Consider the following 334-nt stretch of genomic DNA (forward strand, 5'->3'; position numbering starts at 1 on the left):
GCGATCGGGGCGGCGACCTGGTCGGGATCGGAGTGCTCCGTGGCGGCGCCCTTGATGGCTGTGACCATCCGGGAGAACGGGACGCAGACCGCGGCGACCGAGTCCGACATCGTCGAGGCGCCGTCGGAAGGGTCCGTCGGGTCCGCCTCGTCCGTCGGGTCCGTCGCTGCGACCTCGGCACCGGCGGTCGCGCCCGCGTCGTCGCCGGCGTCGGCGCCGGCGGGGGGGCAGGCGCCGGCCCGCCCGGCGAGCCCGGCGCGAACGACCCGCAGCACCCCCGGCGGGGCCCCCCGGGGGGGCGGGGGGGGGGGGCCGGGGGGGGGGGCCGGGGGGG

General features: G+C 82.0%; 1 protein-coding gene. It reads right to left on the reverse strand.

Annotation, left to right across the window (positions count from 1 at the left end):
* On the reverse strand, positions 1–275 hold a 275-nt coding region (locus tag F0U47_RS20380), incomplete at its 3' end, for a hypothetical protein (RefSeq protein ID WP_223162848.1).
* Between the last annotated feature and the right edge of the window lie 59 nt (positions 276–334).

The organism is Nocardioides antri (assembly GCF_008373765.1).
In the GTDB taxonomy this organism is placed as follows: domain Bacteria; phylum Actinomycetota; class Actinomycetes; order Propionibacteriales; family Nocardioidaceae; genus Nocardioides; species Nocardioides antri.